Source organism: Staphylococcus sp. EG-SA-2 (assembly GCF_017152085.1).
In genome coordinates this window covers 1-581 of record NZ_JACYHC010000017.1, presented here as the reverse complement: position 1 = coordinate 581, position 581 = coordinate 1, and the positions used below count along the sequence as shown (strand labels likewise).

Annotated in this window: 1 protein-coding gene; it reads left to right on the top strand. The window is 27.2% G+C overall.

The window, feature by feature from the left end; genetic code table 11:
- The first annotated feature begins 154 nt into the window (after positions 1-154).
- Positions 155-388 (top strand): DNA damage-induced cell division inhibitor SosA, encoded by a 234-nt coding sequence (sosA, locus tag IDG60_RS00110; protein WP_000499647.1) that lies wholly within the window; start codon positions 155-157, stop codon positions 386-388.
- The last annotated feature ends 193 nt before the right edge of the window (positions 389-581 follow it).

Sequence of the window (581 nt, the reverse complement as noted above, 5' to 3'; positions counted from 1 at the left end):
TAATTCTCTCATATATAGGCACTCCCTAAATTAATTTAAATACAGTATATCATTAATTTGAAACCAAAACAAACATTTGTTCGTTAAAATATTGACACAGAACATAAGTTCTGATAAATTACTAATACAAACAAATGTTCTAGGAGTGAAAATGATGTTTTACAATAAATATAAAAACGTATCAACATATATCATCATATTTTTAGTTTCAAGTGCAGCCTTTGCAATATTCTTGTTAAGTGCGAACATTAGTGCTCACTCGGAACAAGTGTACGAAATGACTGACCATCAAATTAAGAACAATACGATAAATAAAGCATACGAACATAAAGACCCTACAAACAATAGCGAACAAAGAGATGGGAAAGTGTTCGCTTTAATAAATTGATACATTGTCACAACGTTATTTTGCCTATTTTTGCGAAATAGCGTTTTTTATTACTTTTTTTGCTGATCTTAAATTTGTTATATTTTGTTAAAGTATTATAATGATTGAATAAACAAATTGAAGGTAGGTTTTTTAATTGAGTAATTCTGATTTGAATATCGAAAGAATTAACGAGTTAGCTAAAAAGAAAAAA